Here is a 25,426-nt window from a genome sequence, read left to right on the forward strand (position 1 = left end):
GCGGCTTCTGTTCACCACTCGGAAGATACCCCAAAAGGGTTGCCTTAATCACTGATTACACGGATTTAAGCGGATTTCACGGATTTCGTAGCTGACTTTCTACCGGCCTTTTCTTTTAAAACAGCGCTACAAGGCACAAAAAAGGCCGCCCAATGGGCGGCCTTTTTTTTAATAAATCAAACCTACAGCAGAATTTAATCGACTACGAAATCCGTGAAATCCGCTTAAATCTGCGTAATCAATGATTAAGTCCGTGGTTTAGACGGTTGTGGTGCTCAGCTTGGGAGCGTCGCCGGGCAGGCCCGATACGTCCTCGCCGGCGGCGAGGCGCTCACGCTCCTCCTTCTTGCCGTAGGTGTCGAGGATAATAGGGGTGGCGATGAACAGCGACGAATAAGTGCCGAAAATCACGCCGATAATCATGGCGAACGAGAACGAACGCAGCGTTTCGCCGCCGAAGATGTACATCACCAGCACCACCAGGAATACGGTGGTGAACGTAATCATCGTGCGCGAGAAGGTCGAGTTCAGGGCCGGGTTCACCACCTGGGCGAAGGTCAGCTTGGGGTTTTCGCGCAGGTACTCACGAATCCGGTCGTAGATAACTACCGTGTCGTTCATCGAGAAGCCGATAACCGTGAGCACGGCGGCCACGAAAATCTGGTCCATCTCGTAGTTCGCGCCGAAGAGGCGGGCAATCGGGAAGGCCGCGATGACCAGCAGCGCATCGTGGAACAGCGCGACCACGGCCGCCATCGAATACTGCCACTTATCGAAGCGGAACAGTACGTAGATGAAGATGCCGAGCAGCGTGAGGCCCAACGACAACACCGAGGTACGCTTGATATCGTCGGCGATGGTGGCACCTACTTTCGAAGTCGACTTGATTTGCGGGGCATCGGCGCTGTACTGTTGCAGGCCCTGGTTGAGAGCTGCGGCAACTTTGGCATCGGCCGTGGCGCTCTCATCTTCGGCCAGGTAGCCGGTGGTAATGCGCAGGCGGTCGGGCGAGCCAAACTGCTTCACTTCGAGGCCGGCATCCTGGAACGAGGGACGGATTTTATCGGCCACGTCGGAGGCAACCATGGCTTTGTTGAAGTCGACTACGTAGGCGCGGCCGCCTTTAAAGTCAACGCCCAGGTTGGGGCCGCCCTGAATGTACATCAGGACGAAGCCGATGATGATGAATACGCTCGAGAACGTGTAGGCAATTTTGCGCTTGCCCACGATGTCGAAGTTCAGGTTCTTGAACAGGTTGCGCGAAATCGAGGTGCTGAAGGTCATCGGGTGGTTCTCGTTGCCCTTCACCATCCACTCGATGATGAGGCGCGACACGTACACCGCCGACAGGAACGAGGTGAGCACGCCAATGCCCAGCGTGATGGCGAAGCTTTGCACCGGGCCCGTGCCGAAGAAGCCGAGAATCACGGCAATCAGCATGGTGGTCACGTTGGAGTCGAAAATGGCCGAGAACGCCCGCGAGTAGCCTTTGTTGATGGCATCGCTGAGGCCCAGCCCGTGGTCGAGTTCTTCCCGGACCCGCTCAAAAATCAGCACGTTGGCATCTACCGAAGTACCCATCACCAGAATCAGACCGGCGATGCCGGGCAGGGTGAGGGCGGTGCCGAACTGCGCCAACACGCCCAGAATCAGGAAGATGTTGAAGAGCAGGGCGATGTCGGCTACGATACCGGCGCGGCCGTAATAGAAGGCCATAAACAGCATGATAATTACCACGCCGGCCAGCGACGAGTACAGGCCCTGGTTGATGGCCTCGCGGCCGAGCGACGGACCAACTACCGCTTCTTCCACAATGCGCGTGGGGGCGGGCAGCTTACCGGCTTTCAGCTGGTTGGCGAGGTCCTGGGTGTCTTCAATCTGGAAGCTGCCCGTGATGCTGGTGCCGCCGCCGGTGATTTCACTTTGCACCACCGGGGCCGACACCACGTAGTCGTCGAGCACCATGGCTACCTGCTTGCCGATGTTGGCGGCCGTCATCTTCGCCCACTTGCGCGAGCCGGCGGGGGACATGCTCATCAGTACTTCGGGCTGGCCGTTCTGGCCGATGTCGGCGCGGGCGTCGCTCACTACTTCGCCGCTCATGGGAGCCACGCCGTCGCGGGTTTTGCGCACCGGAATCAGCTCCAGGTACTCCTGCTTGTCGATGGTCGTCGGCTTCAGGTTCCAGAGCAGGGCCAAAGTGGGGGGCAGGGTAGCCTTGGCTTCGGGCGAGCGCAGAATGGTGTTCATGCGGGCGGTGTCGCGCAGGTTCACGCCCAGGCGGCCGGGCATGGTGAAGAGCTTGGCTAGCATGCCGCCCTGGTTGGCGGTAGCCGATGAATCGGCGGCACCTTTGCCGAGCTTGGCTTTTTTGGCGAGCTGGGCGGCCAGCGAGGTCGTGTCGCCTTTGGCGGCGGCGGCCGTGGTGTCGGCCATGTTCAGGGTAGCAACCGGAGCGGTTTTAGCCACGGTGCTCTTGGCCTGCAGCTGCTTGTCGAGGGCGACCAGGTAAGGGCCGATTTCGTTCTGGTTCCATACTTCCCAGAACTCCAGCTTGGCCTGGCCCTGCAGCAGCTTGCGCACGCGGTCGGGGTTGTCCACGCCGGGCAGCTCAATCTGGAGGCGGCCGGTGCCTTTCACGCGCTGAATGGTGGGCTGGTTCACGCCAAACTTGTCGACGCGGGTGCGCAGGATGTTGAACGAGCGGTCTATAGCCTCTTCTACTTCCTTGTCAATCGCGGCCAGCACCTTCTCGTTCGAGGAGTTGATGGTGATGTTGCGGCTCTTGTTGGTGGTGTTGGCGAAGATGCGGGCCAGCGGCTGGCCGTTCGACGTCTGCTGGTAAGCCTGAGCAAACAGCGTAGTGAAGGGCGTGGTCGGGGTGGCCTTCTGGGCCGTCTGGGCATTCTCAAGGGCTTTGTTGAAAGCAGCATCCTTGCTGTTGCCGCTCATGGCGCGCACAATTTCCACCGGCGATACTTCCAGCGTCACGTGCATGCCGCCTTTCAGGTCGAGGCCAAGGCCGAGCTCACTCTGGCGCACCTCGCGGTAAGTGAAGGGGCCGTACACCGGCGCGCGCCACACCGAGTCGAGGTAGTGCTGGCGCTGGCCTTCGTCGACCTTGCCGTTGCGGGTAGCGTAGGCCACGGCTTTCTGCTGCACCCCGCGCGAGACGTAGGTGAAGAACAGAAAGTAGGCGCACAGCGCCGTCACGACGAGCGTGAGGGCAATGATTAATCCTTTATTACGCATTGTAAAAGCAGTTATCAGTTAACAATTAATAGTGAGCAGTCAAACGGGGAAATGGCAAATGAGTAGCCACTAGTGAGAAAGGTGCGGATAATATCCACCAACTGTTCACTAGTAACTGCTCACTGATAACTGACCTTACGGGGCCTGCGGCGACAGGGCCACGGCCAGCAGCCGCGCCCGAAACACCTGGCCCGCGCCAATGCCCGCCCGCAGGCGCGGCACGGCCAGCGCCTGGCGCAGCGTGGGGAGCCACAGGCCCGGCACGGCCGGGGGCAGCCAGGCCACCAGCGGCGGAGCCACGAAATGATGCAGGGACGCCGTGGCTTCGAGCAGCACTTTTTGCTTTACTACCGTGACGCGGCTAAACCGCGCCTCACTCTTGCCCACGGGCCGCAATACGCTCACGGCGCGCTGGTTCAGGCCCAGCACCAGCAGCACCGTGGCGGCGAGCAGGGCAAAGCGGAGCGAGAACCAAAAACGGGAAAGCAAAGCCAACATGGGTAGGTACGTGGTCTGCAAAGATACCATTTTGCCGGGAACGGGGGCAAGGGCTTACTTCAACGCCTCAAACGACCACTGTGCGTCGGCCCAGAACGCGTCCAGGGCCATGATGCGCGGCTTAAAAAACGAAATCAGCTGGGGCCAGTCGTCGCGACTGAACAGGTTCACCGGGGCCAGCTCGGTATAAATCCGGCTCAGCCGCTCGCCGTTGCTATCCGTGGCGTCCGCGTCCCAGGTCCATTCCTGGCCCAGGGTTTCGTGCAGCAGAGTTTTCAATTCCAGAAACTGCTCCCAGAACAGTTCGCGAATGCCCGCATCGGAGTGCGTGAGCTCGATGGCGATGCTGGCCCGCGCCTTGTCGGCCTGCATCCGGAAATACACGTTTTTGAGCCCCGTTTTATAGTTTATCCAGTTGGTGGTGTCGCCCTCGGCCGAGGGTACCGGGGCCATGTACTGCCCAAAAGCCGTCCAGAAAGCCTGGCGCAGCTGGGTAACTTCCGCTTTGCTATACATCTTAGGGTAGGAAGGTAGGAGGGTATGGGGGTAAGAGTTGTTGCTGCAATAGTAACGACTCCAGCCCTCCTATCCCCATATACTCCTACTCTAAAAGACTACAAGGGAGTGGCCCACCAGCCGGCTTCGTTGTTCTGAATGGCCACGCCGCCAGCGTTGTGGTAGTACTCTTCCACGCACTCCTTAAAGCCCTCATTATTGATGCTGGCGAAGCATACGGCGTGGTCGGCGGCGGGCAGCGGGCCGGTGTGCACCGTGAACACGCTGCCGCGCTCGGCCTTGGTGATGATGAGGTAGCTTTCCGGGTTCAGCTTATTGAGAGTCGCGTCGAGGGTGGCATCGTAGGCCTTGTCGGGCGTTACCACGGCGCGCAGGGCGGCATTGCTGGCCGGATGTTGCAGCACGCCGGTCTGGCCGTTTTTATCGCAGCTGGCCAGTGCCAGCAGGCCGGGGAGCAGGGCGAGCGCGAAGCCGCGAGCAATGGAGCGTTTCATAGCAATGAGGAATGGCAAATGGCAAAATCAAGACCTTCGGCTGATGCTTTCCGCCAAGGGAAGCCGCGTTAGCAACTAAAATCAGGCACAAGATAATTCCTTTCGGCCGATAGAGTACTGAAATTTCTTAAAAAATTCCACGTCGTCAAATCGCCTCACAATTTAGTCGGGTGGCTACTGCGCGGGCTGCTCGCCCGCCGGGGCCCCAATGCGGGCTTTCAGGTAGCCGACCAGCACCTCCAGGCCGCGCTCGAAGTGGCGGTTGTTGGGGATGACGATGTCGGCGTAATGCTTATACGGAGCGATAAACTGCTCGTAGGTAGGTGCCACGTGGTGCGTGTAGCGGTAAAGCACGTCGGCCAGGTCGTAGCCGCGCTCGTCGCGGTCGCGGATAATGCGGCGGTGCAGTTTTACGTGCTCCTGCGCATCGATGTAAACCTTGAGGTTGAGCAGCCGGGCAATTTCCTCGAAGTGAAACACAAAAATTCCCTCTACCACCACAATGGGCGCGGGCCGGAACACCAGCTCCCGGGGCGTAGCGGTGGCGTTGTTGAAGGTGTATTCCTGGCGCCGCACCTCGTGGCCCTGGCTGATGCGCAGCACATCGTTGGCGTACGCCGCCGCGTCGATGCTGGCTGGCAGGTCGAAGTTTTCGACGCCCTGGTCGTCGCGCAGCTGCTTTTCGCGCGGATGGTAGTAGTTGTCTTGCGAGATGAGGCAAATCTGCTCTTCCGGAAAAGCTTCCAGCAGCCGGCGCAGGAAGGTGGTTTTGCCCGAAGCACTGCCGCCGGTAATACCAATTAAGTAGGGGGTCTGCATAACGGGCAAAGGTAATGGGGTTCAATCAGCAATGAATAATTATTGATGAGCAATTGGCGTGGTGCTACACGCAAATCGCTCATTGATAATTAATCACTGCTCATTGAAAGAAACGCCAGTAGTCCCGCCACGGCCCGAGCCCGGTGGCTGATGCGGTTTTTCTCGGTCCCGCTCATCTCGGCAAACGTGCGGCCGTCGGCCTCGGTGGGTGCAAATACCGGGTCGTAGCCGAAGCCGCCGGTACCCTGGGGTGCGTCCGTGATTCGGCCGGCCACCTCACCGGCAAACTCGTGCACCGCGCCGTCGGCCCCGGCCAGGGCCACCACCGTGCGGAAGCGGGCCGAGCGGTCGGGCTGGCCGGCCAGCTCGCGCAGCAGCTTGGCCACGTTGTCTTCGGCCAGGCGCTGGGGACCGGCGTAGCGGGCCGAATACACGCCGGGTTCGCCGCCCAGGGCGGTTACCTCCAGGCCGGTGTCGTCGGCGAAGCAGCCCACGCCGTAGTGCTCGCGCACGTATTCGGCCTTTTGGCGGGCGTTGCCTTCGAGAGTATCCTGAGTTTCGGGCAGCTCTTCGTGGCAGCCGATGTCGGCCAGGCTCAGCAGCTCGAAGCCGGCGGGCAGCAGTGGCCGGATTTCATCAAGCTTGTGGGCGTTGTTGGAGGCAAAGCAGAGGCGCATGGTCGTGGATTTAGCTGATGTAGTAGTTGAGCACGAGCGAAAACGTCATGCGGAGCTTGCCGCAGCAGCTCTATCGCGCAAGTAAATAACTACTGCTGCGGTAGAGCTGCTGCGGCAAGCTCCGCATGACGTTCAACTAGTCCGCCAACCCACCACTTACCGGAACATCGACTTGATGGTGCCCCAGGAGCGCTGCACGGCGCTGGGCGTGCCAACCAGCGCGGTGAGGTAGCTCTGGTCGCCGGCGGGGCTGCGCACGGTGAGGCGGTAGGTGTAGGGGCCGCCTAGGGTACCCGTAGTGCCCGTGGTGGCGGTGCCGCGGAACACGTTGGTATCGAGGTAGAGGTAGCGGCGCTGGCCGGTGGCGGCCGTGGTACTGACCAGGGAGTAGCCGGTCTCGGTAACCGACTTGCGGGCCAGTTCGAAGCCCGTAACATCGACTTCGTTGCTCACTTCCCAGTCTACCTTTACGACGGTGCCCGAGTAGGCGGCCGTAAAAAGGGTTAGCGTGGCCGCGTACACCGCCGCCACACTGCCCAGCACGAGCAGTAAAGCCAGAAGCCCCGCACGGAGGCGCACACGATGACCGAGTACAAGTTTTAGCACGCGCAACGGACCAGCCCCGAAAGAGAGCCGGATTCAAATGTACAACCTTTTTGCAGGGGCAACAAGCCGCCCAGGCGGTAGTATTGACGCGGTGCGCGCCGAAAAGTTTAGCGCCGGGGTTGGGTATTTAGGAGCTAAGCCGTACTTTTGCAGTCCCTTCCGCAAAATCGGCAGGGTTCAACCGGTTAAACCGACCTCTCGATATGAAAAAGGACACCCACCCCGAGTACCAGGAAGTCGTATTCCAGGACTCTTCTTCGGATTTTAAGTTCATCACGCGCTCGACGATGAAGCCGACCGACACCATCACGATGGAAGACGGCAAAACGTACCCGCTGGTGAAAATCGAAGTGAGCTCCGCTTCGCACCCCTTCTACACCGGCAAAAACATGTTCATCGACACGGCCGGTCGCGTGGAGAAATTCCGCAGCCGCTACGCCAAGAAAGAGCAGAACAGCGCCAACAAAGAATAGCTTCTTTTTGAGCTGTTGGCCTGTAGCTACTAGCCGTTAGCTTTTTGAAAACTCCTTTCGGTTTCGCCGGAAGGAGTTTTTTTATTGCCGGCGGCGAAGGCAGCAGCCGTAAATTTGCTTCTCATACATAAGGCTAACGGCTAACAGCTAGTAGCTGATTAGCTTGAAAAAAATGCGCGTTCTCCTCTTCGACGACCCGGCCATTCGGCCGCACCTGCTGCCCTTTACGTTCACGCGGCCGGTGGGGGCCCTGCGCTGCGGCATCCTCACCATTGCCGAGAAGTGGCAGCGGCACCTGGCCGCGCCCACCGTGGGCTACCTCACGCAGCCCTACCTGCAAGCTAAGTTTCCGGTGTGCGCCGATGGGGTGGTGACCGGCCCGGCGCTGGTTATCAACGGTGCGGTGTGCCCCGATGCGGTGCTGGTGCGCCAGGTACAGGCTCTGCAGCCGGGCCAGGGCCTGTATTACGACGAGCTGCTGGTGGCGGCGCATCTGGCCGATGCTTCGCTCATTGCCGAGCTGGTGCAGGACGGCCTGCGCGAGGAAAGGCAGGTCAGCGAGCCCGTGACGGTGATTGACCGGCCGTGGCAGCTGTTTCTGCGCAACGGCGTGGAAATCCGCCGCGACTTTGCCCTGCTCACTGCCGGCCGCACCTCGCAGCCCGTGGGCGATGCGCACACCATTGTGTATGGCGCGGAGAATATCTTTATTGAGGAGGGTGTGAAAATCCGCGCTGCTATTCTAAACGCCGAGGACGGCCCCATTTACCTGGGCAAGAACTCGCAGGTGCACGAGGGAGCCATCATCAAGGGCCCGCTGGCCTTGTGTGAGGGTTCGCACATCAACGCCGGGGCCAAAATGCGCGGCGACAACACCGTGGGCCCGTTCTCGAAAGTGGGTGGAGAAGTAGGCAACAGCATTCTGCTGGGCTACAGCAACAAGGGCCACGACGGCTACCTGGGCAACTCGGTTATCGGCGAGTGGTGCAACCTGGGGGCCGATACCAATACCTCGAACCTGAAGAACAACTACGCGCCCGTCAAAATCTGGAGCCACGTCGAGAAACGCTTCGTGGATACCGGCCAGACCTTTTGCGGCCTGATGATGGGCGACCACAGCAAGTGCGGCATCAACACCATGTTCAACACCGGCACGGTGGTGGGCGTGGGGGCCAACATCTTTGGGGCCGGCTTCCCGCGCACCTTCATCCCGAGCTTCAGCTGGGGCGGCCCGGCAGGCTTCGAAACCTTCAAGCTGCCCAAAGTGAACGAGGTGGCCGAGCGCGTGATGGCCCGCCGCAGCCTGCCGTATGATGCGGTGGAGCAGGGGATTATGGCGAAGATATTTGAGGCCACTGCTGAAGATAGAGTTTGGGATAAGGGGAAGTAAAGGCAGTATGCAGCTCTCGGAAGAAAACCGTCGCACCCTGCCGATTGCAGCCAATAAGGCGGTCGAAGAATATGCGTCCTATCACGCCAATGCATTGTTGCAGAGCCAGGACAATGAGCTGGCATATCCGCCCAATGGCGGCTTTACTCCCGAAGAAACCGAGGCTCTGAAGTTGCTGCAAAATAATGCTGTCATGGCCTCTGCAGTACGCAAGGTGCTGGCTGACTGCGCTGCCGGCGTTTTGTTTGACTTGCTTAACCTAATAGACGGAACCACGGAGCCTATGCAAGGTGAGTGGAACGAAGTAATACTGGTTGACAAACCCAAGGATGATGAAACGCTTCGGGAATTTCTACATGATGAATTTTTCGAAACGTATTGGGACTGGCGAAATATTCGACCTGATAAGACATGGCACCTAGATTTATTGCCTGAATAATGACCTTCGCCAACATCCCTAACCAAACCGCCGTGAAAGCCCTGCTACGCCAGTCCGTGGCCCGGCAGCACGTGGCGCACGCCCAGCTGTTCCGTGGGAAGGAGGGCGGCGCGGCGCTGGCGTTGGCCCTCGCCTACGCCCAGTTTCTGAACTGCGAAGCCCGCGCCATCGATGCCGAAGACAGCTGCGGCCACTGCCCGGCCTGTACTAAAATCGCCAAGCTGGCCCATCCCGACCTGAACTTCATCATGCCCGTGACGACTACCAAAGCGGTGGCCAAGGACGCAGTGAGCAGCAAGTTCATGGCCGAGTGGCGGGCCTTCGTGCTCGACAACCCCTACCAGGGCCTCAACGACTGGATGCAGCACATCGGGGCCGAGAACAAGCAGGGCAACATCAGCAAGGACGAGGCGGTGCAGATTCTGAAGCTGGTGAGCCTGAAAGCCTTTGAGGCGCGCTTCAAAATCGTGATTCTCTGGCTGCCCGAGCTCATGCACCCCGCCGCCGCCAACGCCGTGCTGAAATTGCTGGAGGAGCCGCCGCCCGCCACCATTTTCCTGCTGGTCAGCCATGCCCCCGAGCAGCTGCTGCCCACTATCATCAGCCGGGTGCAGCCGGTGGTGGTGCGCCCGTTTTCGGAGGACGACATCACGGCATTTTTGCGCGACCGCTACCAAGTGCCCGAGGTGAAAGCCCGCCAAGTGGCCCAGTTGGCCGAAGGCAGCCTCGGGGCCGCCATCGCCAGCCGCGACGCCAACGCCGACCACGACTACTTCGAGTTCTTCGCGAAGTGGATGCGCCAGTGCTACAGCCTGAAAGCCGCCGATATTCTCAAGCAAAGCGAGGAGTTTCAAAAGCTGGGCCGCGAAAACCAAAAGGAACTGCTGAGCTACTCGCTGGGCCTGCTGCGCAAGGTGCTGCTGTTCGGCATCGACCCGAAGTTTGTGCCCCACCTCGCCACCGGCGAGCAGCAGTTCGTGGCCGGCTTTGCCCGATTCGTAACGCCGCGCAACGCCGACCTGTTAACCAAAGAACTGACCGACGCCCACTACCACATCGAGCGCAACGCCAACGCCAAAATGGTGTTTGTAGATAGCTCGCTGCGATTGGGGGGCTTTTTAAAGGTTTAAACGAGAAGAAAAGCACGGTCATGCTCATCTGGCGTCCGCGAAGTCGAAGCATCTCTACCGTGTAAGTAAACCAATCGAATAAATTAGTTGTGCGGCAGAGAAGTTTTGGCTTCGCTCAGCATGACGTTCTGAATCGGCAACTGTCCAATTGATATGACTCTTATCCGCCTTGCCACCCGCGCCAGCCGCCTTGCCCTTTGGCAAACTGAACACGTGGCCGCGCTGCTGCAAAAAGCTGGTCTCGAAACTGAAATCGTGCCCATGCAAACCACCGGCGACGCTGTGCAGGACCGCAGCCTGGCCAAAATCGGGGCCAAGGGCGTATTCACCCAGGAGCTGGAAGAAAGCCTGCTGCGCGGCGACACGCATTTGGCCGTGCACTCGGCCAAAGACGTGCAAAGCAGCATTCCGCGCGAGCTGGAGCTGCTGGCCTTTCTGGAGCGCGAAAAAGTAAACGACGTGGTGCTGAGCTTCAACGAGAGCTTTTCGCTTGATAAGCTCGGCATCGTGCTCGGTACCAGCAGCACCCGCCGCAAGGCCCAACTGCGCCGCTACTACCCCCACGCCGAAACCGCCGAAGCCCGCGGCAACCTCCAAACCCGGCTGCGCAAGCTGGAGGAAGGCCAGTTCGATGCCCTGGTGCTGGCCTTCGCCGGCGTGCACCGCATGGGCTACGAGCACCTGGTGCGCCACACGCTGCCCACGGCGCAGTTCGTACCCGCCACCGGCCAGGGCAGCATCGCCATCGAGTGCGCCGCCAACCTGGACGAAGACTTAAAAGCCCGCCTCAAAGTGGCCCTCGACCACGCGGATACGCACATCTGCCTGGCCGCCGAGCGCGCCTTTCTGCACACCATGGAAGGCGGGTGCAGCATCCCATCGTTCGCGTTGGCCACGCTGGAAGGCGGCCGCCTGCGCCTGCACGCCGGCATTATCAGCCTGAGTGGGGAGGAGTACGTGGAGGAAATCCAGACCGCCGCAACGGCCGCGGAGGCGGTAGCGTTGGGGGTGCGCGTGGCCGATACCGTGCTGGCGCGCGGCGGCCGCGAAATCCTGGCCAGCATCCGCGAGCACCGGGGCTAGTGGCCCCACCGCGGCAACGCCCGGGGCCGTGTAGTTTTACGTTACCTCACCGCTATTTATGCTCATGCCGAGTTTTCTGAAATTCCGTTTTATTCGTTTCTCAAGCCTGCTGCTGGCTCTGTTGTGGCTGGCCGGCCCCGCGCTGGCTGCCGATAAATCCGGCAAGCGCCCGCACAAAAGCAAGAAAGATGAGGTCGTTACCGTCACTACCACGCAGGGCGTCATCCGCCTCGTGCTGTTTGATGACACGCCCCTGCACAAAGCCAACTTCCTGAAAAAGGCTAAAAGCGGTTTCTACGATGGCACCAGCTTCCACCGCATCATCGATAATTTTATGATTCAGGGCGGCGACATTAATTCCAAAGATGTGGACCCGAGCGACGACGGCCTGGGCCGGGCCAACGAAGGCACTATTCCGGCTGAGCTTGGCCCCGGCCACCCGCACCTCTACGGCTCGGTAGCCGCTGCCCGCATGGGCGGCCCGGCCGGCACGCCCAGCAGCATCAGTCAGTTTTACCTGGTTGAAAACCACGGCGGCGCGCACTTTCTCGATGGCCAGTACACCGTATTCGGCCAGGTCATTCAGGGTCTCGATGTCATCGACAAAATCGCCAAGCTACCCAAAGACCCACGCGACCACCCCACCGTCGATGCCCGGATGACGATGAAGGTAGCGAAGCTCAAGCGCAAGAAAATCAGCCAGCTATACGGCTATAAGTACGAGTAGCGGCCCGGAGTGCCCCGCATTTCCAACTGAACGCGCCAGCGCAGCCCGCCACCTAAACGACGGCTGACTGCGAGTCTGAAACCCCAGTTATTCTGCATGAAAATCCTGCTCACCGGTTCCAATGGCCTGCTGGGGCAGAAGCTCGTGGCGCGTTTGCAGCAGGAGCCCGGCGTAGAGCTGGTGGCCACCTCGCGCGGTCCCAATAAGCTGGCTGCGCATTTTCCCGCCGTGCGGTTCGTGCCCCTCGACGTGAGCAGCGCGGCCCAGGTGCAGCAGGTGCTGGCCCACGAGCGGCCCACGCACGTCATCCACACGGCGGCCATGACCAACGCCGACGAGTGCGAGCTGAACCGCGCCGCCTGCTGGCAGCACAACGTGAGTGCCGTGCAGCACCTGGCCGCCGCCTGCGCCGCCCTCGACACCCACCTTACCCACCTCAGCACCGATTTCGTGTTCAGCGGGGAGGCTGGCCCGCTGGCTGAAGACGCGGTGCCGGCCCCGGTCAATTTCTACGGCGAAAGCAAGCTGGCCGCCGAGCACGTGGTGCAGGCCAGCACCGGCCGCTGGGCCATTGCCCGCACTGTGCTGGTGTACGGTGTGGCCCACGACTACGGCCGCACCAACCTCGTGCTCTGGGTGCGCGATTCGCTGCGAGCTGGCCAACGCATTAAAGTAGTGGCCGACCAGTGGCGCACGCCCACGCTGGCCGAGGACCTGGCCGAAGGCTGCTGGCTGCTGGCCCGGCAGGCGGCCCAGGGCATTTACCACCTCAGTGGCGACGACTTCCTCACGCCTTATGACTTGGCCTTGCGCGTGGCCGCCCAGTTCAACCTCGATGCCGCCCTCATCGAGCGCGTCGATGCCAGTACTTTTTCGCAACCGGCCCGCCGCCCCGCCCGCACCGGCTTTCGCATCGAGAAGGCCCGGCAAGAGCTGGGCTATCGGCCCCATTCGCTGGCGGAGGGCATTGCGCTGGTGAGCCATCAGCGCGATGAGGCGGGTTAGCGGCAAGCCGCCGGGCTGGCTCATGGGTGACGTGCGCTAAGCCAAAGCGCATAAAAAAACCCACCGGGGCAGACGGCGGGTTTTGCTCTGCTGGAGTAGGCAGCAAGGGTAGAAGAGAGTGGTAGTGGGTAGATACTGAATGCGGTAGATTGCTATTATACTGAATTCGGGAAATAGGAAATGTGAGATTAAGGAGAGAAGACGAGGAATGCCAGCGGCATTTAAGACCAGAACCCGACCAATAGTCCGCCAATCAGCACGGCCGTATGCCCCAGCAGGGCGGCTTCGCCAGCCGCCCGGGGTACGATGATGCCATCGGGGGTGACAAAGTCGACACCTACCGCAGTCTGCCGGAGCAGTTGGGCGGCGCTTTTGGCGCGAGGAGGGGTAGCCACGGAAGGGTAGACTAATAAATACATAGCGAAGCAATAGTAATAAAGTAGACAGCCCGGGGTGACGCTAGCGGCGTGCTTCCCGGAAGGCAATACAATATTACAAGCGAGCTAAAGACTCAAAAAAGGACAGTTTGTGAAATTACAGGACATTGATAATAAATGGAAAAGGATATTACAAACAAGATATTTATCAAATGAATACCGCTTGATAAAAAACGAAAATCATTTTTATTTTGTAAAAATCTGAAAACCAATCATTAAAAATTATCAACAGTGAGTAACGCAAATGCCATAGCTCTGAAAAATATTGAATATTCTGACATCAAATAAGTAGCTATTATTGAATGTTTCATGAATAAAACAGCCTGTTAGCCTTGGTGGCATTATTGCCGGGTTAAGTAGGGCGTGAAGTGCGATTTGGGGTTATTGCGTTCGTGCTTAATATGCTGATAAACAAAATTATAGCAGGAAAAACAAAAGCCCACCACGCTTGGGGTTGCTGCCGGGCCGCCGCAAGTTGCTGGCCCCAACTGGGCACATCAGGTGCCAGCCCCACTCCCAGAAATGAAAGCGTACTTTCCAGCGCCAGTAGCCCGGCCAGGCTGAGCGGTAGGGCCGTTTGGAGCGGGCGTAGTGCGTGGGGCAGCGCATGATGCCACCACACCCGGGCTTCGGAAAGCCCGCTTGCCCGGGCGGCTTCAACAAACGGCAGTGCCCGTACGGCTAGCATGCGGGCCCGCACCAGGCGCGCCGGCCCCGCCCAGGAAGTGAGCCCCAGCAGCAGGCCAAGCCCGATGAGTGAAAAGCCGCCGCGTGCCACCAGCACCAGTACCAGCACCAGCCTGGGCACGGTATCGAGGCCGGTTGCGGCACTCAGCACCAGCGAATCGAGCGGGATGGGGATGGCCGTGGGCACCCGGCGTAGCCGGCACCAGGCCCACAGAGTGGCCACCGCGCCCGCGCCAATGGCCAGGGCAATAGGAGGCACACCCAGGCTCCAGCCCAGCACCACGGCCCCCAAACCCCAGAAGCCCCCTTCCAGCAGCAGCCGATTGCCCCAAAAGCCGGCTGCGCCACCAGTTAGCCCCCCCAGCAAAGCCGCCAATAGCGCCGCCGGTAGGGTGAGCAGCAAAGCCGTGCGGGTACCAAATACCAGGCCGCTAAGGACATCGCAGCCCCGCGGGTCGGTGCCCAGCCAGTGCTGGGTGATGGCGGAGGGCGCTTCGGCCACGTGTGCCAGGTCGGGAACGCCGGGCGCGTAGGGCAGGGGCAAGGCAGGGGCCAGCACTGCCAGCAACACCAGCCCAGCCAGCCACGCCCAGGCCAGTAACCAGCCCAGGGGCCTCCGGGAGAAAAACGGGTTCAGGCCTGCCATCGAATGCGGGGGTCGGCCCAGGAGTAGCTCAAGTCGGCGAGCAGCAGGGATAACAGGCGCGCCGTGCCCACCAGCAGCACACCGCCTACCAGCACGGGGTAGTCGCGGGCGGCGGCGGCTTCGGCCAGGAGCTGGCCCATGCCCGGCAGCGCAAAAATTGCTTCCACAACCACGGCCCCCGCAACCAGGGTTGGGAGGAGTTCGGCCACCTGCGCCAGGGTTGGCAGCAAGGCGTTGCGCAGCGCGTGGCGGCGCACAACGGCGGCGGCGGGCAGGCCCTTCGCCCGCGCCGTCATGATATAGGGCTGACGCAACTCGTAGGCCAGGGCCACATCGAGCTGCAGGGTTAGTTCGGGCAGCGCCGACAGCACCAGTGCTACCACGGGCAGCACCAGCCGGGGTAGTGCCGCGACGTTCAGCCAGTGCGTATCGGCATCGCCTCCGGAGGTAAACTCATAGGCCGGAAACCAGTCCAGCAGCTCCGGGTTGGCGAGTAGCAGCAGCAACCCGAGCGCAATGACAAACAACGGCAGCGAATGCAGCGCCACCAACGCCGTTCGCACCGGGCGTTGCCAGCGTGGGGCCGCCGCCAGAAATGTAGCCAGCGCCAGCGCGGCGGCGGCGGCCAGCACAGCCGCAGTGCCCGTGAGGGGCAGCGTGAACGCCAGCGCCCGGCCCAGGCGCTGCGCTACCGGCTCGCCCGAGCGAAAAGAGGTGCCCATATTGCCATGGCGCAACGCCCGCAGCCACTCGTGGTATTGGTTATGCCAGCCCCGCCACTGCCACGAGCCCGTGGCCGACCGGCCGATGTAGAACAGGGGCTGGTCGAGCCCCAGCCGGTGGCGAATGACCGCGCGGGTAGCCCGCGCTTCGGCCGGAGAATTGGCAGCAGCCGTAAGGCCGGCCAAATTATCGGGCAGGGCCAACAGCACGGCTTGTTCGCCTCCGCTGCGGCTCAGTAGAAATACGGTCGAGGCTAGTAGCCAGGTAGCCAGCAGGGTTTGGCCCAGGTGCCGCAGCAGTAGTCGGGTCATGTGCTAGCGAGCGGCAGCGGGGGCCCTGCGTTCAATGGTGGCCGCAACAAAGCCGGGCTTGAGACTGCTCACGTGCAGGCCCTGGCAGTCGCGGCGGGCTGCAACGCGGTTGGATAGAAAAAAAAGAGGGACCAGCGGCGCTTGCTGCTGCAGCAGCGCCTGTAGCTGCCGCAGCTGGCGCACCCGTCGTTGCGAGTCGTTGGTGGTGGCAATGGTGTCAATAAGCCGGTCGCAGGCCGGGTTGCTGAACCGGGTGGCGTTGGTTTCGGTAGAGCTGCCCGAATGCAGGAGCGAAGCGAAGTTGGTGGCAAAAGGGTTGCCGCGCATCGTGCGCAGAAAGACGTCGAAGTCGCCTTCGGCCAGCGCCTTATCAAAGAGGGCCGACTCGGTGGGGCGGAGGTCGACCACGATGCCCAGGCTGGTAGCCGCCGCCCGAAATTGCAGGGCGGCGGTCGTAAACAACTCATCACCGGCCCGGTAGCGCACGGCCAGCCGCAGTTGCTGGTTGCCCTGGGCCCCTGCCCGCCGCCAGCCGGCCCGGCCAGCGGTGGGCGGCTGCCAGCCCGCGCGTAGCAGCAGCGCCCGCGCCCCCGCGGGGTCGTAGGGCACGGGGCGAAGGCTGTCGTTGTAGCTGGCGCGCTCGAAGGGAGAGACCAGGCTGGCGGTGCGCTGGCCGCGGCCGTGCTGGGTGCCCCGCAATAGTCCCGGCGTGTCGAATAGCCGGCTCAGGGCCTGGCGGGTGAGGGCATCGGCCAGGGCGGGCCGCCGGGTATTAAAGCCGGCCAGGGCAACGTCGTACGAGTCGGACAGGTACAGGCGCACCTCTGGCGTAGGATTGGTGCTCAGGCGGTTAAAGTCGGCCGCCGGCATCTGCGGAAATACATCGAGGTCGCCGCGCCGCAGGGCAAGCGTGGCGGCGCTGGCGTTGGGAATCACGAGGTAATCGAGTTGGGGCGCTTTGGCGTGCAGGGCGAGTGGAAGCCTGGCTACCGCGCTGCCCCACCAGCCGGCTTTGCGGCGAAACGATAAGTAACGGTCTTTTTCCCAGCGCACCAGCTGGTAGGGGCCACAGCCGGGGGCGTGTTCGGGATGATTGGCCAGGTCGGCTGCTATGTAACGCCGGGCCACTTCCCGCAGGGCCGGGTCGGGCGGGCGGGTGGGGGGCCAGCGCTGCAAGCTGGGTATTGAATAGCGGCGCAACAGGTGCTGCGGGTCGAGCGCGGCCTCGGGCAGGATAAAGAAGTCGCCCGAAACAAGCAGTAGCTCCGGTGCCTCACCCCGGCAAACCAGGGTAAACTGCCGGGGGTTGTCTGGGTCGGCCTCGATTTGACGTATCCGGCTGAAATTGGTGCGGGCCGTTTCGTTGGGGATACCCGGGCAACTCATCAGCTTGAGGGTGCAGGCCACGTCGGTCGCCAGCACCGGATGGCCGTCGTCCCAGGTGGCGGCGGGCCGGATGGTGTAGCGAAACGTGGTGAGCGAATCGCCCCGCCGGCCCACGGTTGGCATTTGTGCCGCCAGCGCCGGCTCCATGGCCAGGGGCTGGCTATTGGCTTGAAGAAGACTGAGGTGGAGCAGGTTGCTGGCATCCATGGCCGTCTGGCCCTGCAAAGCCAAGGGGGACAGGGTTTCGGGGTCGTGCGCCCAGCGAATGCGAATAGCTGCGGGTGGTGCGTGCCGGCTTGTGCAGCTGCCTGCTAACAGCAGGCCAAGGCACATCAGAATCCGGACATAAAAACCAGTGTTCACGCGATGGAATGAAGTTGCCCTATTGCTCGGGTTGGAGGCAAGATAGGCAAAACCGCCGTCGCACGGTTCAGCTAGGCGATGTCGCCGGTCCAGCCGCTGGTACCACCATCCAGGGCTGCGATGTCACCGGTCCAGCCGCTGGTGCCGCCATCTAATGCTGCAATGTCGCCGGTCCAGCCACTAGTACCACCATCTACTGCTGCGATGTCGCCCGTCCAACCACTGGTGCCGCCATCCAGGGCTGCAATGTCACCCGTCCAACCGCTGGTGCCGCCATCAAGGGCTGCGATGTCACCGGTCCAACCACTGGTGCCGCCATCAGCGAAGAAATCGACGGGCGCTTTTGGGGCAGCCAGAGTAGCCTTTGGGGAAGCAGGGCCGAAAAAAATGGTGGCGGCTTGGAAAACGGCAACGGTGAGGAAGTTGAGCACGGTATTCAGGCGGTTAATGTGTGTCAGATGATTGAACGACACAAAGTTGGCCACGTTGAATACCGATTAAAAGGACACTATTGCTCTGAATCAGACATTGATTTTACTTATAAAAAATAAAAATATTTAAGTTAATTGTTCTATTAAAGTTAGCTGGTGTTTGTATGAAGAAGCTTTTGCAGGTGCCGAAAATTTAAAACAGCTTTATTTATGACATCATCGGTTTTAAAAGCACTGAGAAATCCATTATGCAAAGCTCAGGAGCTTTCCGCAATGAAAAAAGGAAAGAACGGGTGATTTTATGACGTGGGTTTTAAGGTGGGTCTGAGATAAAAAAGTTTTAAATTAGAAAATAGAGCCACTTTTATGGTAAATGAAGTCTCGAATTTGGTGCGAATTGTGACATCGCGCACGACGGCCGCGTTACCGATGCTCGACCTGCGCAGCAAGCAAGCCAGCAAGGAGCGCTCATTTGTGGAGATACTGCGCAATGCCCCCGAAGCCACGCAGCTGCAGGTGGCCAAGGGGGTGTATGGAAAAGCCACGCCCGCCAACCTGCAGGCCCTGCAAAAGCTCCAGTCGCGGGTGCAGACCAAATTACTGAACCAACTCTACTTCCTCGACCATTCCGACCCGCGGCACCTGGTGTCGCGGCGCTACGAGCTGGAATGCCTGGACTTGCTCCACAAGGTGAGCATCCTGTACGCGGAGCGGGACTTTAAGCTGTCCGAGCGGTTGCTACTGCGTTGCGTGCGACTGGCCGAAACGGGGGAGTTTACGCAGTATCTGGTGCAGGCCACGCGCATGTTGCGCAATCTTTATGGCGAGCAGCGTAAACCGACACCCTATAAAAAGGTAACCAAAAGCCTGCTGCGGGTTCAGCAGCAGCTGGCCTGGGAAGACGAGGCTGAGCAGTTGCAAACCGACATCCAACTGGCTGCCAGCAGTACCGTGGCGGCCCGGCGCAACCTGCTGGCGACCATGCCCGTGCGCTTAGCCCAGCTGGAGGCGCTGTACCGACGGGGACGCAGTTTTAGCACCTATAACGCGCTGTACCGGGCCCGGCTAACCCATGAAGAGCTGCAGGGGCATTTCAAGGAAATGATTCGGGTGGCGGCGGCGGCCGAGCGCCATCTGCAGGATGGCAAGCTGAACGCGCGCCGCTTCGACCTGCGGTTCAACCATTTTGTGACCATCTACGCGTACTTGCGCAGTCGGCAGCCGGTGCGTGGGCTGCTGCTGGCCGAGCGCTACATCCGCGACTTTCATCCTTCATCAAACAATTGGTTTTATTTTCAGGAGCACTACCTGCTGCTGGCTTTGCACGCCGGACGCTACGAGCTGGCCCAGCAGCTGCTGGACACGGTAGCTAAGAACCCGGCGATTCTGGGGCAGCGCGAGGCCGCCATGCAGCGCTGGGACCTGTACCGCTCCTACGTGAATTTTGTGCTACCGGCGGCGCGGGCATTGTCGGCCCGGCAGCGGCAGTTGGCCCAGCAGATGCTGCTGCTGCCCGAGTATAGCCGCGACAAGCGGGGCCACAACGTAGCTATTATGGTGTTGCAGCTGCTGCATTTTCTGCGCGAGCGGAACCTGGAGCCCGTATTGCTGCGTCTCGAGCGCCTGCGCAAATACCAGCAACGCCACCTCACGGAGCCTTCGACACTGCGCAGCCGGCTGTTTTTGCGCTTGTTGCAGGTGATTATGGAGAAAAACTTCGACCCGCTGAAGGCCGCCGAACGGGGCCAAAGCCTGCTGCAGCAGCTGCGCGACACGCCGCCCCCCGGCGAGGCATTCGCCGAAGTCGAAATCATTCCCTATGAGAACCTATGGGGTATTGTGCTGGACCTGCTGCGCGAAGGACCACCGGTAACAGCAGCGTAAGTTTTAGGCGGGAGTGAGTAGGTCGTTCTGCTTTCAACCTCTGGCCTCTGCCTAGAGCCTAGGGCTCGACCACAATCTGGCGCGAGACGCAGTGGCTGGCCACGCAGGCTTCGGAGCCGTAGCCGCGCATGCTGAAGCGAACCGAGTAGGTGCCGGCCCGGCGAAAGGTGTGCTGGGCGGTGCGTCCCTGCACCACGGTGCCATCGCGAAAATCCCAGACGTACTGCATGTTGCGGCATTCTGGAAGCTGGGCTTCGGGCGAGTCGAACGACACGGGCTGGCCCACGCGCACGGTGGTGGTGCTGGCGGTGAAGTCGACGATGTCCTGCTGCAGGAGGTTGATGGGAATGTATTTCTGGCCCCGGCGCACCTCGCCGGTTTTATCAACGATGACATCGAGCTGCACCACGTAGTTTTTGCGCTCCTTATAGCAGTGGCTCACGGTGGGGCCGGTGAGGGTGGTGCCGTCGCCCATGTGCCACTCGTAGGTGAAGGGGCCGGCGGGCTCATCGATGGATGGGCGACCATCGAGGTCGACGCAAAGCATGCGCGGCAGGGGCGGGCCGCAGCGCACACTGGTGGTGTCGCCGGCCTGCTGGGCGTGGGCGGCCAGGCCCGAGAGGAGCAAGAGGCTGGCCAGTAAGGGGAATTTCGCTGCGAAGCGGGCGAGAAAAAGACGCATCATATATAGAAAAGCAAAGCGGGCACCACCATCGGGCTGCTGGAGCCGGCGGCATCGGGCATTAAAACTTGTTGAGGCGCTGCATGACTTCGCGCAGGTAGGTCTGGCCCACGGGAATGTGCTTGCCTTCGATAATGACCGCATTGTCTTCGAGGGCCTGAATGCGGTCGAAGTTGACGATGAACGAGCGGTGCACCCGCGTGAAGCGGCTGGTGGGAAACTTCTCCTCCACGGCCTTCATGGTGCTGTACACGATGAGCTTGCTTTGGCCCGTGACGACGTGCACGTAGTCGCCGAGGGCTTCGACGTAGCGCACATCGTCGAAATTGACGCGCACCAGCTTGGTATCGACTTTCACGAAGGTGTAGTCGGCGTCGGGGGCGGGGGCGGCAATGGCATCGGGGTCGGGCGCGGCGGCAGCAGCGGCGCGGCGCTCGGCGGTGTCGGCGGCTTTTTGGGCAGCTTGCAGGAAACGGGGGTAGCTCACGGGCTTCACCAGGTAGTCGACCACGGCCTGCTCGAAGGCTTCGACGGCGTAGTCCTTGCTGCTGGTAATGAGCACCACCAGCGGCGGCTGATACAGGGTGCGCAGCAGCTCTATGCCGGAGAGCAGCGGCATTTCAACGTCGAGAAAGAGCAGGTCGACGGGGTCGGTGCGGAGCGACTCAGCGGCTTCGACGGGGCTGGTAAAGCTGCCGGCGGCGACGAGAAACGGCGTGTTGGCGATGCAATTGAGCACAACCTGAACCGAGAGGGGGTCGTCATCGACCACGAGGCAGCGTAGAGGGGGAGTAGAACCAGGCATAGGCACGCGGAATTGGGACGTTGGGCTGACGAATGTAGGGCCTGCGGCGCGCTTCTCAAATGCCGGCGCGCTCCTCCAACTGCGGATACAGCTCGGCCAGCTGCTGGCAAATGGTGCCCACCAGAGGCTGGCAATAAGGGCAGTCGGGGTGGCGGGCGGCGCGCTCCAACTCGTCGAGCTGGGTGTGCAGCACCGGCACCCCAAAGTAGGCGACCTGGCCCTTGAGCTTGTGGGCGGTGCGGGCCAGGGCATCGGGGTCGTGGGGGCAGGCGGTGGTCAGCAGGGCTTCGAGGGCCGGGGCTTCGGCGAGGAAGGTATTGACAATCTGCCGCAGGAAGCCCTCGTTGCCGCCGGCCAGCTCTTCGAGTAGGTGCCAGTCGGGTTTGATGAGGGTAGGCGGGTAAGGGGGTGGGAGGGTGGGCGTTGGAGGAGCAGTTGCGGCCAGTTCATTGGGTTTGCCCCCAGGCCCTTCAACCTGCTTCAATTCCTGCCCCCCTACCCCCTTGCCCTCATACCCCAAACCACCCGCGTACCCTAATGTAAAATGCGCCAAGCGGGCATAAAGCACGGCCGGCTCGAAGGGCTTGGCCAGGGTGTCGTTCATGCCGGCGGCCAGGCCCAGCGCACGGTCTTCGGGCAGGACCGAGGCCGTGAGGCCGATGATGGGCAGCTGCGTGGTGTCGGGGAATAACTCCCGGATGCGGCGGGTGGCCTCGTAGCCGTCGAGCTCGGGCATCTGCACGTCCATCAGCACGGCGTGGTAGGGCTCGGCGGCTTCGGCCACGGCTTCCACGGCGAGGCGGCCGTTTTCGGCGATGACCACCTGCACGTTCCAGGCTTCGAGGGTTTTGCGGGCCACGAGCTGGTTGAGGGCATTGTCTTCGGCCACGAGCACGCGCAGGGCCGGCTCGAAGGGCGTGAGCAGGCCGGCGTGGGCCTCGGGCTGGGCGGCGCGGGCATCGGCCACCTCGTAGGGCAGCTCGAAGAAAAACACCGAGCCTACGCCTTCTTCGCTGCTCACGCCAAGCTGGCCGCCGTGCAGCTGCACGAGGTTGCGGGCAATGCTCAAGCCCAGGCCGGTGCCGCCAAACTCGCGCGTGGTGGAGGTATTGGCCTGCGAGAAATCCTCGAAAATGGCCCCTAGCTTATCGGCCGCAATGCCAATGCCGGTATCGCGCACGGCGAAACGAATGAGCGAATGAGTGGCTGAATTGCCTGATTTCACCACCTCGGCCGAAACCGTGACGCCGCCGGTGCGGGTGAATTTGATGGCGTTGCCCACCAGGTTCACCAGAATCTGGTTCAGGCGCACCGAGTCGCCCACCACGGCGGCGGGCACGTCGGGAGCTACTTCTACTTTCAAAAACACGCCCTTGCTCTCGGTGGCGAACTTAAACATGGCGCTGAGCCGGCGCACGGCCTCGGGCAGCCGGAAGGGTACCTGCTCCAGCGTGAGCTTGCCGGCCTCCATCTTCGAGCTGTCGAGGATGTCGTTGATGATGACCAGCAAGTTCTGCGACGACGATTCGATGGCCGTGAGGTATTCGGCCTGCTCGGTGCTGGGCCGGGTGGCCTGCAGCAGGTTGGTGAGGCCGATAACCGCGTTCATCGGCGTGCGGATTTCGTGGCTCATGTTGGCCAGAAACTGCGCCTTGGCCCGGCGCGAAGCCTCGGCTGCGTCGCGGGCCACCACCAAATCGGCGTTGATGTCCTCGATGTGGGCCTTCTGCTGGCGCAGCTCGGTGGTCCGCTCGCGCACGGTGCGCTCCAGCACGTATTGGGTGCGGCGCAGCTGGCGCTCGCGGTAGCGCAGCAGGCCATAAGCGAAGCCGGCCAGCGCCAGCGCAGCCATCAGCCGGAACCACCAAGTGCGCCAGATGGGCGTAGCCACGCCGAAAGCGGCCGTGGCCACCGGGCTCCAGGGGCCGGCCGCGCCGCGCCGCACGCGGGCCTCGAACACATATTGGCCCGCATCGAGGCCCGGAAACTGGGCTTCGGCGGTGGGGCTGGGACGGCTCCACTCGTTGGCCAGGCCGCGCAGGCGGTGCTGGTAGGCGAGAGGTTCACCCGGGTTCAAACTCACGCCCTGGAAGGTGAAGCCCACGCGGTGCCGGGTGGCCGAAAGCCAGCCCAGGGCATTGGCGGGCCGGTATTCGCCATCGACTTCGGCGCTGGTGAGGGCCAGGCCGGGCGCGGGAGTAGCGGTTTGGCGGCGGGTGGCGGCCAAGTCGAGCCGCAGCAGGCCGTTGCGGGTGCTGAGCCAGGCCACGGCCGCCCCGTGGGGGCCGGTAGCGCGGGCGGCGGGCCCCAGCAGGTCGCGGGCCAGCGGGTCGTCCTCGGCCGCCAGCGCCGTGAGGCGGCGGGTTCGGCAGTCGAGCAGCGACAGGCCCTGCCGATGCACCAGCAGCAGCTGCGGGCCGGCCAGGCCAGCGGGCAGCAGCAATAGGTTGTACGTGTATTCAGCCGCCGGGCCAGCGGCCAGCCGCTGCCAGGCTTTCGAGGGTTCGCGAAAAAACAGACCATTGCCTTCGGTAGCCAGCCAAAGGCGGCCGTCGGCATCCTCGACCAAGCTGGTGATATCGAGGCCGGTGTGGGTGAGGCGGTAGGCGGCGAACTTTTGGGTGCTGGGCTCGAAGGCGGCCAGGCCGGTGTCGTGGCTGCCCACCCAGACGCGGCCGGTGCGGTCGGCCAGCAGGGCCGTCACGGTGTTGTGCAGCAGGCCGTTGGCGGTGGTGTAGTGACGCAGGGGCCGGGCCGGGTCGGTGGGGATGTTGTAGAGGCCGTCGGCCGCAGTACCCACCCACAGCCCAGAACTGGGCACGTAGGCGAGGGCGGTGATGCTTACCGCAAGGCTGCCCGATAGCCCGGAAACGGCTTGAGGGATAAGGTTCTGCCGAGTCGCGGTAAACAACCCTGCGAACGTGCCCAGCCAGAACCCGCCGCCTAGTGCCGCCGGACGCGCCAACAAGGCTTGCACAGATTCCCCGGCCAGCTCAGGTGCAGTAAAGTCGCCATTTTGAATCTTGGCGGGGCGATTGAGTTGTAGCTGAAAGAAGCGGTTGCCGCCAAAAGCTGCCCAGGCTTCTGCAGCCTTGTTGGGGTGAGTGGTCGTGAGGGACGGCCACTGCCCCGCCGCGCTAGCCGGGTACGGCTCCAGCCGCAAATGCCGGTCCGAGTGCCGCCACAGGCCCTGGCCGGCGGTGCCCAGCCAAGCATTGCCCTCGCGGTCTTCGAGCAGGCAGCTGATTTCGGCGGCATCGGGCAGGCGCAGATGGTAGCGGCGCTGGTAGCGGCCGATGGCGGTGGTATCGGCGGGCGGCGGGCCGTCGGCGGGCAGAGCCAGGCCGGGCGGCACGGCGGCGCGGGTGGTTTTTTGGAAGGCACCACCGGCGGTTTTCTTCACCGAGATGCCGCCGTGGTAGTGGCCCACCCAGAGCGCGCCGGTAGCGGGGTCTTCGCGCAGGCTCACCACGAAGTCTTCGGCTAGGCCGTCTTTTTGGTTGAAGGACACGAAGCGGCTGCCGTCGTAGCGCACCAGGCCATCACCGGTGCCCAGCCAGAGGTAGCCCTGCCGGTCCTGCGCCAGCGCGTAGATGAACGGGGCGCGCAAACCTTCCGTGGGCCCAAACTGCCGCAAAAACACCTGCTGCGCCCGCGCCGGGCGGGCCAGTATTAGCAACACGCTCAGCAGCGCCAGCAATAGCAGGCCCAATCGGCGCACGTAAAAAAAGCGGAGTAAAAGTTTCAAACCGGACCGGGGCCAGTGAAATAAATTGGAGTCGCAAGGTAGAGCCGGGTAGGGCGGAGCCAGCCTGGTTTCCGTTTGGTTGGGCGCAAGGCGGGTTGAAAGCGGGGGAATCCTCGTTGGGGTAAATAGGTAAGAGCCTCATGCCGAGCGCCGCCAAGGCATCTCGCTCGCTCCGTTCAATAATTGAGTTACTACTGCACGCGAGATGCCTCAG

At 61.9% G+C, this 25,426-nt stretch carries 23 protein-coding genes; 8 read left to right on the forward strand and 15 right to left on the reverse strand.

Features of this window, described 5'->3' with window-relative positions:
- Positions 1-258: 258 nt before the first annotated feature.
- From secDF to ABIB44_RS08975, 7 genes are all read right to left on the reverse strand, one after another.
- Positions 259-3,252 (reverse strand): protein translocase subunit SecDF, encoded by a 2,994-nt coding sequence (gene secDF / locus ABIB44_RS08945; RefSeq protein WP_354584299.1) that lies wholly within the window; start codon positions 3,250-3,252, stop codon positions 259-261.
- 135 nt (positions 3,253-3,387) lie between these two features.
- Entirely contained in the window at positions 3,388-3,741 is a 354-nt protein-coding gene (locus tag ABIB44_RS08950; protein ID WP_354584300.1) for a hypothetical protein, read from the reverse strand.
- Between the two features lie 63 nt (positions 3,742-3,804).
- Positions 3,805-4,266: a DUF4268 domain-containing protein gene (locus ABIB44_RS08955; protein WP_354584301.1), complete on the reverse strand. Its 462-nt coding sequence runs from the start codon at positions 4,264-4,266 to the stop codon at positions 3,805-3,807.
- Between the two features lie 98 nt (positions 4,267-4,364).
- Positions 4,365-4,760, reverse strand: a complete 396-nt coding sequence (locus ABIB44_RS08960; protein ID WP_354584302.1) for a hypothetical protein — start codon at positions 4,758-4,760, stop codon at positions 4,365-4,367.
- A gap of 174 nt (positions 4,761-4,934) precedes the next feature.
- Positions 4,935-5,579 carry a uridine kinase family protein gene (locus tag ABIB44_RS08965; RefSeq protein WP_354584303.1) on the reverse strand — a complete coding sequence of 215 codons (645 nt, stop codon included), beginning with the start codon at positions 5,577-5,579 and terminating at the stop codon, positions 4,935-4,937.
- A gap of 89 nt (positions 5,580-5,668) precedes the next feature.
- Positions 5,669-6,256, reverse strand: a complete 588-nt coding sequence (gene rdgB / locus ABIB44_RS08970) for an RdgB/HAM1 family non-canonical purine NTP pyrophosphatase (RefSeq protein ID WP_354584304.1) — start codon at positions 6,254-6,256, stop codon at positions 5,669-5,671.
- Between the two features lie 156 nt (positions 6,257-6,412).
- Positions 6,413-6,835 carry a hypothetical protein gene (locus ABIB44_RS08975; RefSeq protein ID WP_354584305.1) on the reverse strand — a complete coding sequence of 141 codons (423 nt, stop codon included), beginning with the start codon at positions 6,833-6,835 and terminating at the stop codon, positions 6,413-6,415.
- A 230-nt stretch (positions 6,836-7,065) separates the two neighbouring features.
- Here ABIB44_RS08975 and ABIB44_RS08980 point away from each other — a divergent pair, with 230 nt between their 5' ends.
- From ABIB44_RS08980 to ABIB44_RS09010, 7 genes are all read left to right on the forward strand, one after another.
- Positions 7,066-7,335 carry a type B 50S ribosomal protein L31 gene (locus ABIB44_RS08980; RefSeq protein WP_196294405.1) on the forward strand — a complete coding sequence of 90 codons (270 nt, stop codon included), beginning with the start codon at positions 7,066-7,068 and terminating at the stop codon, positions 7,333-7,335.
- Between the two features lie 172 nt (positions 7,336-7,507).
- Positions 7,508-8,725: a GlmU family protein gene (locus ABIB44_RS08985; protein ID WP_354584306.1), complete on the forward strand. Its 1,218-nt coding sequence runs from the start codon at positions 7,508-7,510 to the stop codon at positions 8,723-8,725.
- A 7-nt stretch (positions 8,726-8,732) separates the two neighbouring features.
- Positions 8,733-9,164, forward strand: a complete 432-nt coding sequence (locus ABIB44_RS08990; RefSeq protein ID WP_354584307.1) for a hypothetical protein — start codon at positions 8,733-8,735, stop codon at positions 9,162-9,164.
- On the forward strand, positions 9,164-10,294 hold the full coding sequence (locus tag ABIB44_RS08995) for a DNA polymerase III subunit (protein ID WP_354584308.1): 1,131 nt from the start codon (positions 9,164-9,166) through the stop codon (positions 10,292-10,294). The genes ABIB44_RS08990 and ABIB44_RS08995 overlap by 1 nt, the downstream gene beginning before the upstream one ends.
- Before the next feature lie 153 nt (positions 10,295-10,447).
- Positions 10,448-11,377, forward strand: coding sequence for a hydroxymethylbilane synthase (hemC, locus tag ABIB44_RS09000; RefSeq protein WP_354584309.1), 930 nt, complete (start codon positions 10,448-10,450; stop codon positions 11,375-11,377).
- Between the two features lie 64 nt (positions 11,378-11,441).
- Positions 11,442-12,104 (forward strand): peptidylprolyl isomerase, encoded by a 663-nt coding sequence (locus tag ABIB44_RS09005; protein ID WP_354584310.1) that lies wholly within the window; start codon positions 11,442-11,444, stop codon positions 12,102-12,104.
- Between the two features lie 96 nt (positions 12,105-12,200).
- Complete coding sequence (locus tag ABIB44_RS09010; protein WP_354584311.1) at positions 12,201-13,109, forward strand: SDR family oxidoreductase; 909 nt, start codon at positions 12,201-12,203, stop codon at positions 13,107-13,109.
- A 221-nt stretch (positions 13,110-13,330) separates the two neighbouring features.
- Here ABIB44_RS09010 and ABIB44_RS09015 read toward each other — a convergent pair whose 3' ends face one another.
- The 5 genes from ABIB44_RS09015 to ABIB44_RS09035 form a co-directional block, all read right to left on the reverse strand.
- Positions 13,331-13,504, reverse strand: coding sequence for a hypothetical protein (locus tag ABIB44_RS09015; protein WP_354584312.1), 174 nt, complete (start codon positions 13,502-13,504; stop codon positions 13,331-13,333).
- Positions 13,505-13,898: 394 nt separating this feature from the next.
- Positions 13,899-14,879, reverse strand: coding sequence for an ABC transporter permease (locus ABIB44_RS09020; protein WP_354584313.1), 981 nt, complete (start codon positions 14,877-14,879; stop codon positions 13,899-13,901).
- On the reverse strand, positions 14,867-15,913 hold the full coding sequence (locus ABIB44_RS09025; RefSeq protein WP_354584314.1) for an ABC transporter permease: 1,047 nt from the start codon (positions 15,911-15,913) through the stop codon (positions 14,867-14,869). Before ABIB44_RS09025 ends, ABIB44_RS09020 begins: the two co-directional genes overlap by 13 nt.
- A 3-nt stretch (positions 15,914-15,916) precedes the next feature.
- Positions 15,917-17,662, reverse strand: coding sequence for an ABC transporter substrate-binding protein (locus ABIB44_RS09030; protein ID WP_354584315.1), 1,746 nt, complete (start codon positions 17,660-17,662; stop codon positions 15,917-15,919).
- 71 nt (positions 17,663-17,733) lie between these two features.
- A complete protein-coding gene (locus tag ABIB44_RS09035; protein WP_354584316.1) occupies positions 17,734-18,147 on the reverse strand; it encodes a hypothetical protein in 414 nt (137 codons plus the stop codon).
- A 345-nt stretch (positions 18,148-18,492) separates the two neighbouring features.
- Between ABIB44_RS09035 and ABIB44_RS09040 the strand changes: the two genes are divergently transcribed.
- Positions 18,493-19,977 carry a hypothetical protein gene (locus ABIB44_RS09040; RefSeq protein ID WP_354584317.1) on the forward strand — a complete coding sequence of 495 codons (1,485 nt, stop codon included), beginning with the start codon at positions 18,493-18,495 and terminating at the stop codon, positions 19,975-19,977.
- Between the two features lie 58 nt (positions 19,978-20,035).
- Here the strand turns inward: ABIB44_RS09040 and ABIB44_RS09045 are convergent, their stop codons facing one another.
- The 3 genes from ABIB44_RS09045 to ABIB44_RS09055 are packed head-to-tail and all read right to left on the reverse strand — an operon-like array spanning position 20,036 to position 25,212.
- Positions 20,036-20,662, reverse strand: coding sequence for a PKD domain-containing protein (locus ABIB44_RS09045; protein WP_354584318.1), 627 nt, complete (start codon positions 20,660-20,662; stop codon positions 20,036-20,038).
- A gap of 58 nt (positions 20,663-20,720) precedes the next feature.
- Positions 20,721-21,464, reverse strand: a complete 744-nt coding sequence (locus tag ABIB44_RS09050; protein WP_354584319.1) for a LytR/AlgR family response regulator transcription factor — start codon at positions 21,462-21,464, stop codon at positions 20,721-20,723.
- A gap of 55 nt (positions 21,465-21,519) precedes the next feature.
- Positions 21,520-25,212, reverse strand: a complete 3,693-nt coding sequence (locus tag ABIB44_RS09055) for a hybrid sensor histidine kinase/response regulator (protein WP_354584320.1) — start codon at positions 25,210-25,212, stop codon at positions 21,520-21,522.
- Positions 25,213-25,426 lie beyond the last annotated feature (214 nt).

This window comes from Hymenobacter sp. UYCo722 (assembly GCF_040547115.1).
GTDB lineage: Bacteria > Bacteroidota > Bacteroidia > Cytophagales > Hymenobacteraceae > Hymenobacter.

Coding starts and splice junctions, on each gene's coding strand:
- secDF (WP_354584299.1), bottom strand. CDS start 3,252: ATGCGTAATAAAGGATTAATCATTGCCCTCACGCTCGTCGTGACGGCG.
- ABIB44_RS08955 (WP_354584301.1), bottom strand. CDS start 4,266: ATGTATAGCAAAGCGGAAGTTACCCAGCTGCGCCAGGCTTTCTGGACG.
- ABIB44_RS08960 (WP_354584302.1), bottom strand. CDS start 4,760: ATGAAACGCTCCATTGCTCGCGGCTTCGCGCTCGCCCTGCTCCCCGGC.
- ABIB44_RS08965 (WP_354584303.1), bottom strand. CDS start 5,579: ATGCAGACCCCCTACTTAATTGGTATTACCGGCGGCAGTGCTTCGGGC.
- rdgB (WP_354584304.1), bottom strand. CDS start 6,256: ATGCGCCTCTGCTTTGCCTCCAACAACGCCCACAAGCTTGATGAAATC.
- ABIB44_RS08980 (WP_196294405.1), top strand. CDS start 7,066: ATGAAAAAGGACACCCACCCCGAGTACCAGGAAGTCGTATTCCAGGAC.
- ABIB44_RS08985 (WP_354584306.1), top strand. CDS start 7,508: ATGCGCGTTCTCCTCTTCGACGACCCGGCCATTCGGCCGCACCTGCTG.
- ABIB44_RS08990 (WP_354584307.1), top strand. CDS start 8,733: ATGCAGCTCTCGGAAGAAAACCGTCGCACCCTGCCGATTGCAGCCAAT.
- ABIB44_RS08995 (WP_354584308.1), top strand. CDS start 9,164: ATGACCTTCGCCAACATCCCTAACCAAACCGCCGTGAAAGCCCTGCTA.
- hemC (WP_354584309.1), top strand. CDS start 10,448: ATGACTCTTATCCGCCTTGCCACCCGCGCCAGCCGCCTTGCCCTTTGG.
- ABIB44_RS09005 (WP_354584310.1), top strand. CDS start 11,442: ATGCCGAGTTTTCTGAAATTCCGTTTTATTCGTTTCTCAAGCCTGCTG.
- ABIB44_RS09010 (WP_354584311.1), top strand. CDS start 12,201: ATGAAAATCCTGCTCACCGGTTCCAATGGCCTGCTGGGGCAGAAGCTC.
- ABIB44_RS09020 (WP_354584313.1), bottom strand. CDS start 14,879: ATGGCAGGCCTGAACCCGTTTTTCTCCCGGAGGCCCCTGGGCTGGTTA.
- ABIB44_RS09025 (WP_354584314.1), bottom strand. CDS start 15,913: ATGACCCGACTACTGCTGCGGCACCTGGGCCAAACCCTGCTGGCTACC.
- ABIB44_RS09045 (WP_354584318.1), bottom strand. CDS start 20,662: ATGATGCGTCTTTTTCTCGCCCGCTTCGCAGCGAAATTCCCCTTACTG.
- ABIB44_RS09050 (WP_354584319.1), bottom strand. CDS start 21,464: ATGCCTGGTTCTACTCCCCCTCTACGCTGCCTCGTGGTCGATGACGAC.